The organism is Stappia sp. TSB10GB4, assembly GCF_900185745.1.
GTDB lineage: Bacteria > Pseudomonadota > Alphaproteobacteria > Rhizobiales > Stappiaceae > Stappia.
This window is the reverse complement of sequence record NZ_FYAV01000069.1, coordinates 143,500-151,542: the sequence shown is the minus strand read 5'-3', so window position 1 is coordinate 151,542 and position 8,043 is coordinate 143,500. Positions and strand designations below refer to the sequence as shown.

Genomic DNA, 8,043 nt, shown 5'->3' with positions numbered 1-8,043 from the left:
CGGTTCAAGCAGCCCAAACTGCTCATCGCTGAGCCAGAAATAGTCGCGATCCATGACGGGTCCCCCTCAGAGACCCTGAATCACAATCCCGCCGTCAGAGGAACCCCTTTTATGGGTCCGGACCCTAGCTCTGTTCGATCGAGATAGAGGCCGTTTGTAAGATAGAGTGACAGTATGTCTTGTTCGTCGCCTTCGAACTCGATCAGGTCATCGATACTGCTCCTTCGCGTCAGGTAGTGCTGCACCGCGAGTTCGGTGTCCAAATAGCGGCAAATCATATGAAGCTCTCCCAGCGATAGCACCGGAGCCCACGCTGTGTCAGAGCCAATAAGACCCAGACTCGTCAGATAGTGTCTGGCGCTGGTCAGATTGGCGAAGTGCTCGAAGCATACACTGTACCGGAAAACCACCTTGGGTCGGTCGAGCTGAAAATCGAGAGTGCTGTTGTCCGATTTGAGTCGGAAAGAGGCAGTTTGTCGGCAGGTGTCGAGAAAGTTCTGCAGTCGCCAACCCTGCTCCCCAGGCTCCACAAAGAGTTCTTTGAAGTTTTTCCGCAAGCTAAGGTCGCCACCGCGACGTGCCGCATCCTTGATGCGACCGGACTTGGCTTCGAAAACGAAGATGAAGTTCCCTAGCAGCGCTACAACGTCGTTTTCCCAGGTCTTGTCGGTATTAGGGTCATCCCAAACAACGCCCCGATAGATGATAGCAGAGGGCATCGCGGTCGATAACAGCGCCGCAATCGCTTGCTCGAGATGGTCTGCCCTAGCATCCTCATAAGCCACTTCAAGTTTCTTGTGGCCGACCATAAGCCCTTCCACAATTGCAAATGGAAAAGAGAAAACGAGTTGCGGAAGGGCCGCGAACAAGCTGCCGTCCGCCAGGCGGATGTATGGCTTCTTCCAGATTGGATTATTTAGATAGATGTGCTCGGGGTTGGTGTCCTTGAGTTCTCCCGGTGCCAACGACATATCATAGAGTGCGTCTACTATGGCTGCAGGGAATTGCTCTGCGAGTGTCGCGCGGTCGAACGTAAACGCCGTTGGCCATGACAACTCCGACATTTGGAACCCCGCGAGGCGGAGCTGTTCCAAATCCTCAAATCGAGTCTCTCCGTATCGCCACGCTCGACCAGCTACGGGATAACTCGATCTAAAGAACTCAATTGCAGCCTCCACCTTCTCGCGGTGAGGCGAGTACAACAGGTCGTTCAAATGGCCGCCAAAAACGCGAACGCGCCCTTCGACTAGTGTTGCTAGCTTGACCGTAGATGCGAAAAGCTCAGAAAGGCGGTAGCCGAGAGCCGCTTCGGACTGTTGATCGAGCTTGGACAACACCGCCAATATTGTGCTTTCGCAATCTTGCCGGCTGAACAAGTTGCGGTAATAGAGGGTCTGAAGACGCGCGCCTCGACGAACCGCAGCCGAGAGTTCGGATTCGCCCGGCGTCTCTGGCTGCTTGCGGATGAAGCCGTGGATATGGCGGCTCATAAGTGCCCAGTACCGAACAAAGTTTCCTGGCGATGTTGGCACCGCCTTGAATGGTGCCTCCGTCATCAGCACGAACGCTTGGGCTATTTCCAACTCCACCTGCTCAAGTGGCCGCACTTGGGAGAGGTTCCCTGTTCCTCCTACTCCTTGCATGAGATATTGAAGTGCCGTTCGGGCAAGGACAATGAGGGGATCGCGGCCCGCAAAGAAGGCTGTAAGGGACTCGCGTGAGACTGTGAATTCGGCGCGCCACTGATCGTAAGTCCATTCCTCCGTCCCTGCCAACTCATCGGGTATCGGAAGCTTGGTGACGCTGTAGCCAGGTATTGATTGTCCGAGATCAGTCATAACTGATAAATCCGATTTGCTTAATGCTACTGTAAAGTAAAAGCATATCATCAAGTTCGAAGTGTGGTCGAGACAGCACGGAGCGCCAACCAACGTCACTTGGTCTCGTCGGCTGTCTGCTTTGGGTCAAAAGCAGTCACCACAAGCGCGGGCTGCTACCGTCCGCATTGACGTCGTGAGCGGTCATTCGTCCTGCGGATCAGAGCAGGCGGGATGCGAGGAACGCGGGTCCTGGTCTTGATCAGGCGGCGGCCTTGCGAGGGCGTTTGAGCGTCAGGAGCTCAGTAACGTCCTTCAACTCCTCCACAGATCACGGGCCATCCGACGACCGGAACTCGACGTGTCGGGGATGGCGGCCAGGCATTCGCGGGTGACGTCATCGACGATGTTCAGACGGAAAGCCTCACACCCCGAAATCCTCCCGGAAGCGGTCGATAGCGTGCATCCGCTCGTGCAGGATCGTCACGATGCCGATGTCGCCGTTGGAGAGCCTGCGCCAGTAGACGAAATGGTGTTCGTAGCGAAAGACATACCCGTCGACACCGAACTCGGCCGGTATGGGCACCGAACCGACGCCCCGAGACTCGATCTTCTCGAAGGCCGCGAACATGCCGGCGATATAGCGATCGGCCTGGTCGCGCCCCCATCGATCCCTTGTGTAGCGGTAGATGTCGTCGAGGCGCAGCGACGCTGCCTCCTGAACGCGGACGGCCATCCGGTCAGGTCCGGTTCCGGGCGATCACCTCGGCCGCAGTGAGCGACTGGTACGACGACTCCGGCGCGGCAAAGGCATGGGTCAACTCAGCCTTCAGCCGGTCGAAAGCCTCGCGCTCGACACGCTCCTTGTCGCGGCGGATCAGGTCGCGGATGTATTCGCTGATATTCTCGTAGGATCCGTGCTCGCCCACATTCGCGGCGACGAAATCGCTGAGCGGGCCGCTGAGGCGAACGGTCATCGTGGTCGTGCGGGACATGGCGATCATCCTCTCATGGGGCTTGTATTCAATATAACCAAAAACGCACACGCCACAATGGCACAGAATGCCCTGCCCTTGGGCAAAGTCGGCGGCCGCTGCGGCGGTGCAGTCGCCGCACCTTCTCAAGAAGCTCTGCGATGGCGCGTCTCGCGACCACCAGCGTGGTGGCCACCATGAGGTTCTCGCGCCCGGAAACGAACTCAGAACCGGATAAACCTTGGCGGCAGGCCAAGGGCGACAGCGCGAAGTCAGAGAATGGAGGAGAGAAAGGACGAAGTCCGAACTCGGAGCCCAGCGGGCGACAGCGCGACCGGCCGGTCAGACCGCCCCATCGGAGCCGCGAGCGAAGCGAGTTGGCGCGAGATCAAGAGAATGGCGAAGCATCGCGCAGACATTTCGAACCCGCAGGGTTCGCAAGGCCAAGGGCCGTCCGAACTCATGCGAGGCCCCGACTGGAGCGAAGCCCGAAGGGCGACAGCGCGAGATAATGGCGGAGAGAGAGGGATTCGAACCCTCGGAACGCTTGCGCGCTCAACGGTTTTCGAGACCGCCCCGTTCAACCACTCCGGCACCTCTCCGCTATATGAGATGTCGTGGTCTCAAAGTGCGACGGTACATAGCGAAGTGCGGCGGACGGCACAAGAGGCGTCTTGCAACTTTCCCCATTGCGGACGATGAGGGGTGCGGCGGGCGGGCGCCTCGTCCCGCCACCAGGTCGCGGCCGGCGGTGGGATGCCCCGGACGCATCGGCGCGGCGGGCGGGCGTCCCGTCGCAGCGCCCCTGTCACAGCGGCCCCCGTCGCAGCGGCCCCGTCACAGCGCCCCTGTCACAAAAGCGCAACCGCGCCGCGCAAGCCGCACAAAACCGCGCGGGCAAGCGTTGACTTTGCATCGCCGATCCGTATAGTCGCGCTGCTTCGCAAAGGGCCCGAAAAGGCCCCTCCGTTGCCCGAGGCTCTCCGCCGCTCCCCGCAACCCCAGCCACCGCCTTGAAAAACAGGGCCTGACTGCGGCTTTCCGGGGGTCCGGCAGACCATTCCGCCAGGCTTTGACGGGCATGCGCCCGACGCGCCGGCAGGGACGGTTTCAAGAGAGGCACGACGCCTCCTGCAGGCCGTGTCCTCGTCAAGTTCCCGCAAGGGCCGCATGGCCCGCCGGGACGCCGAAGGGCAGGATGACGAAGCCCGGCAGGCCACAAAGGCCGGCCGGCGAGCAAAACGAAAAGAAGGACGTGCGAGACATGTTCGCAGTGATCAAGACGGGCGGCAAGCAGTACCGCGTCGCCCAGGACGACCTGCTCAAGGTCGAGAAGCTCTCGGCCGAGGCGGGTGAGACCGTGACTTTCGAGGACGTGCTGATGGTCGGCGGCGAGACCGCCACCATGATCGGCGCGCCCCTGGTCGAGGGTGCGAGCGTCGTCGGCGAAGTCGTCGACCAGGCCCGCCACCGCAAGATCATCATCTTCAAGAAGCGCCGCCGGCAGAACTCGCGTCGCCGCAACGGCCACCGCCAGAGCTTCACGCTGGTCAAGATCACCGACATCCTGACCGGTGGCGCCAAGCCGGCGACCAAGAAGAAGGCCGCTGCCCCGAAGGCGGAGAAGGCCGAGGACGCAGGCGCTGAGGGCGATCTGCCGGTCCTGTTCACCGCGCCGGATGCGCCCGCCGACGATCTGAAGAAGATCTCCGGTGTCGGCCCCGTGCTGGAGAAGAAGCTGAACGCGATGGGCATCACGACCTACGCCCAGGTCGCCGCCTTCACCGCGGAAGACATCGCCCGCGTCGACGAAGCCCTGTCCTTCAAGGGCCGCATCGAGCGCGACAACTGGGTCCAGCAGGCAACGGATCTGGCCGGCAACTGATTGCCGCCGCTGAGGTCTGATCTAAGGTTCGACGAGGAGTTTCGTCATGGCACATAAAAAGGCAGGTGGCTCGTCCCGTAACGGCCGCGATTCCGCGGGCCGACGCCTGGGCATCAAGAAGTTCGGCGGCGAGGCAGTCGTCCCGGGCAATATTATCGCGCGCCAGCGCGGCACGAAGTGGCATCCGGGCACGGGTGTCGGCATGGGCAAGGATCACACGATCTTCGCCGTCGTCGAGGGAACGGTAACGTTCCAGAACAAAGCCAACAAACGCACGTTTATCAACGTGATGCCACTCGTAGACGCAGCAGAGTAACGCCGACGTGTTTGGTTCGAACCGCCGGCGTCCCATCGACCCGGCGGTTTGAGCAAACCGGCATGATCGCGACGATCAGGGGAGATGGGCCGCCATCTCCCCTTTTCTTTCTTTCGTCGCACTGCCGGAGGACACCATGGTTGCGGATCTCGAAGAGAGCCTGGAAGAAGAAAGTCTGGTCGCGGCCGCCGGGCCGCAGGAAACCGCGAGGCTGCGGCTGGACGCGCTGCGTCACGACGACCTCGCCGACCTCGTCTTTCTCGCCAATAACCGCCGCATCGCCACGATGGTGGCATCGATGCCCCACCCCTTCACCGTCGTCGACGGGCGAAACCTCATCGCCCTTTCGGCGAACCGGACGGCAACGCGGGCCAAGTTCGCCATCCGCCTGAAGTCGACGGGCCGCGTCATCGGCGCCATCGGCTATGGCGCGCTCGACGAGGGCGGGCCTGTGCATCTGGGCTACTGGGTCGGCGAGCCGTTCTGGGGTCAGGGCTATGCCACCGAGGCGGCGCAGTCGGTGGTCGACCACGTCTTCACCCTGCCCGGCATCGACCGGCTGGCGGCGGCGGCCCGCGTCACCAACCCGGCCTCGCGGCGGGTGCTGGTCAAGTGCGGCTTCCAGTTCGTCGAACAGGGGATGCTGCATTCGCGCGGCGCCGGCGGGCCGGTCTCGGTCGACCGTTTCGCCATCGACCGCAGCACCTGGCGCGCCCTCAAGCAGTGGGGGCGGATGACATGCCTGACCTCCGCCTGAATGAGGGGCGCCAGAGCGATCATCGCGGGATCGGCGACCGCCTGAGCGACCGGATCGCCACCCGGCGGCTGGTGCTGCGGCCGCTGGAGACGGGCGACGCGGAAGCCATCGATAGGCTGTGCAGCCGCGACCACGACGTGGTGCGCTGGCTGACCGGCATGCCCTGGCCGCCGAAGGACGGGGCAGCGGCGGAGTTCATCGCCGCTGCCATCGACACGGATCCGCTCAGCGGCGAGGCGGCCTTCGCCATCACGCTGGGCGGCGTCCTGATCGGCCTCGTCGCCATCAAGGCGCCGGGGGATCTTGCCGAGCATCCGGACTGCCCCTCGATCGGCTACTGGATCGGCCGGCCGTTCCAGGGCTTCGGCTATGCCAGCGAGGCGGCAGCGGCCGCGCTCGGCTGGGGCTTTGCCGCCCATGGCTGCCAGGCGATGGCAGCGCGGGCCTTCGCCGACAATGCCGCCTCGCTCAAGGTGCTGTCCCGCCTCGGCTTTCGCGAGACCGGGCGGACGATGCGGACCTCGCTGGCGCTGGGACACGAGGTGGAGAACGTGGTGCTGCGGCTGGAGCGCGGGAACTGGAGCGGTGCCGAGGTCGGCGCCGGCGCGCGGATGGAGGCGGCGGCGGTATGAGCGCGCTCGCCCATCCCGTGCTGAGGAGCGCGCGGCTGACCCTGCGCGCGCCGGAACCTGCCGATCTCGACCGGCTGGCAAGCCTTGCGAACGATGCCGAGATCGCGCGGATGCTGGAGCGCATGCCGCATCCCTATTCGCGCGCGGACGGCGAGGTCTGGCTTGCCGGGATCGGCCGCGATCCGGCAAAACTCGAATTCGCCATCGACGACGGCAGCGGCTTCATCGGGGCGCTGTCGCTGCGCGGATTGGACGAAACGCCGGTGATCGGCTATTGGCTTGGCCGGCCCTATTGGGGTCACGGCTATATGAGCGAGGCCGCCGGCACCGCGCTTGCCTGGATTTTCGGGGGAGCCTGGACTTTCGGGGCGAGCAAGGCGCAGGCCGTGGAAGCCCGCGCCATGACAGAGAATACCGCCTCGCGGAACGTGCTGACAAAGCTCGGCTTCCGCGACATCGGCGAGACGGACTGCGCGAGCCTTGCCTGCGGCACAAGCCGGCCGGCGCGGCGCTACCGGCTCGACCGCACAACATACGAGACCCGGAACCGGGGACATGCCCCGGTACAGGCCTGACGACCGGCCCGACGGGCCAGCAGAAAGACGCGACGCATGAAGTTCCTCGACCAGGCCAAGATCTATGTCCGCTCCGGCGACGGCGGCGCGGGCGCCGTCTCGTTCCGGCGGGAGAAATTCATCGAGTTCGGCGGCCCGGACGGCGGCGACGGCGGGCGCGGCGGCGATGTCTTCATCGAATGCGTCGACGGGCTGAACACGCTGATCGACTTCCGCTTCGCCCAGCATTTCAAGGCCAAGACCGGCATGCACGGCATGGGCCGCAACCGCACCGGCGCCAAGGGCGACGACGTGGTGCTGCGGGTGCCGGTGGGCACGGAGATCCTGGAAGAGGACAACGAGACGGTGCTGGCCGACATGACCCGCGTCGGCGAACGGCTGCTGCTGCTCAAAGGCGGCAATGGCGGCTTCGGCAACGCGCATTTCAAGTCCTCCACCAATCAGGCGCCGCGCCATGCCAATCCCGGCCTGGAGGGCGAGGAGAAGTGGATCTGGCTGCGGCTGAAGCTGATCGCCGATGCCGGCCTCGTCGGCATGCCGAATGCCGGCAAGTCGACCTTTCTCGCCACCGTTTCGGCGGCGCGGCCGAAGATCGCCGACTATCCCTTCACCACGCTGCATCCCAATCTCGGCGTCGTCGAGATCGACGGCAACGGCTTCGTGCTGGCCGACATTCCCGGCCTGATCGAGGGTGCGCACGAGGGCATCGGCCTCGGCGACCGGTTCCTCGGCCATGTCGAGCGCACCCGGGCGCTGCTGCATCTGGTCGACGGCACCCAGGACGACCCGGGCGAGGCCTACCGGGTGGTGCGCGGGGAGCTTGCCGCCTATGGCGCCGGGCTCGACGAGAAGCCGGAAGTGGTGGCACTGTCGAAGGTCGACGCGCTCGACGAGGAGACCCGCGCGGAGCGGGCCGCCCTGCTGGAGGAGGCCTGCGGCCAGAAGCCGCTGCTCTTGTCCTCGGCGAGCGGCGAGAATGTCGAGCGGGCGCTGCGGATGATCCGCCGCGCCATCGACCGCGACCGCGAGGACGAGGCGAACACGGTGCCGCAGGTGCCGAGCGAGTCCTGGCGCCCTTAAAGGCGCC

General features: G+C 64.1%; 9 protein-coding genes and 1 tRNA gene. 6 read left to right on the top strand and 4 right to left on the bottom strand.

All coding sequences use genetic code 11. From position 1 onward, the window contains the following. Nucleotides 1-80 precede the first annotated feature (80 nt). The 4 genes from TSB10GB4_RS20210 to TSB10GB4_RS20195 all read right to left on the bottom strand — a co-directional run bounded on the left by TSB10GB4_RS20210 (nt 81) and on the right by TSB10GB4_RS20195 (nt 3,393). Nucleotides 81-1,838, bottom strand: coding sequence for a hypothetical protein (locus tag TSB10GB4_RS20210; RefSeq protein WP_186397202.1), 1,758 nt, complete (start codon nt 1,836-1,838; stop codon nt 81-83). Nucleotides 1,839-2,241: 403 nt separating this feature from the next. Further along, nucleotides 2,242-2,553: a type II toxin-antitoxin system RelE/ParE family toxin gene (locus TSB10GB4_RS20205; protein ID WP_186397201.1), complete on the bottom strand. Its 312-nt coding sequence runs from the start codon at nt 2,551-2,553 to the stop codon at nt 2,242-2,244. 4 nt (nt 2,554-2,557) lie between these two features. Then, a complete protein-coding gene (locus TSB10GB4_RS20200; protein WP_186397200.1) occupies nt 2,558-2,812 on the bottom strand; it encodes an addiction module antitoxin in 255 nt (84 codons plus the stop codon). Between the two features lie 491 nt (nt 2,813-3,303). After that, a tRNA-Ser gene (locus tag TSB10GB4_RS20195) sits at nt 3,304-3,393 on the bottom strand. A gap of 662 nt (nt 3,394-4,055) precedes the next feature. On the opposite strand from TSB10GB4_RS20195, the gene TSB10GB4_RS20190 reads away from it, so the two are divergent. The 6 genes from TSB10GB4_RS20190 (at nt 4,056) to obgE (ending at nt 8,036) form a co-directional block, all read left to right on the top strand. Then, complete coding sequence (locus TSB10GB4_RS20190) at nt 4,056-4,676, top strand: 50S ribosomal protein L21 (protein ID WP_186397199.1); 621 nt, start codon at nt 4,056-4,058, stop codon at nt 4,674-4,676. Between the two features lie 46 nt (nt 4,677-4,722). Then, on the top strand, nt 4,723-4,992 hold the full coding sequence (gene rpmA / locus TSB10GB4_RS20185; RefSeq protein WP_186397198.1) for a 50S ribosomal protein L27: 270 nt from the start codon (nt 4,723-4,725) through the stop codon (nt 4,990-4,992). Between the two features lie 136 nt (nt 4,993-5,128). Further along, on the top strand, nt 5,129-5,749 hold the full coding sequence (locus TSB10GB4_RS20180; protein ID WP_186397197.1) for a GNAT family N-acetyltransferase: 621 nt from the start codon (nt 5,129-5,131) through the stop codon (nt 5,747-5,749). Continuing rightward, nucleotides 5,731-6,381 (top strand): GNAT family N-acetyltransferase, encoded by a 651-nt coding sequence (locus tag TSB10GB4_RS20175; RefSeq protein ID WP_186397196.1) that lies wholly within the window; start codon nt 5,731-5,733, stop codon nt 6,379-6,381. The genes TSB10GB4_RS20180 and TSB10GB4_RS20175 overlap by 19 nt, the downstream gene beginning before the upstream one ends. Further along, complete coding sequence (locus TSB10GB4_RS20170; RefSeq protein WP_186397195.1) at nt 6,378-6,956, top strand: GNAT family N-acetyltransferase; 579 nt, start codon at nt 6,378-6,380, stop codon at nt 6,954-6,956. Before TSB10GB4_RS20175 ends, TSB10GB4_RS20170 begins: the two co-directional genes overlap by 4 nt. A gap of 36 nt (nt 6,957-6,992) precedes the next feature. Next, a complete protein-coding gene (gene obgE, locus TSB10GB4_RS20165; protein ID WP_186397194.1) occupies nt 6,993-8,036 on the top strand; it encodes a GTPase ObgE in 1,044 nt (347 codons plus the stop codon). The last annotated feature ends 7 nt before the right edge of the window (nt 8,037-8,043 follow it).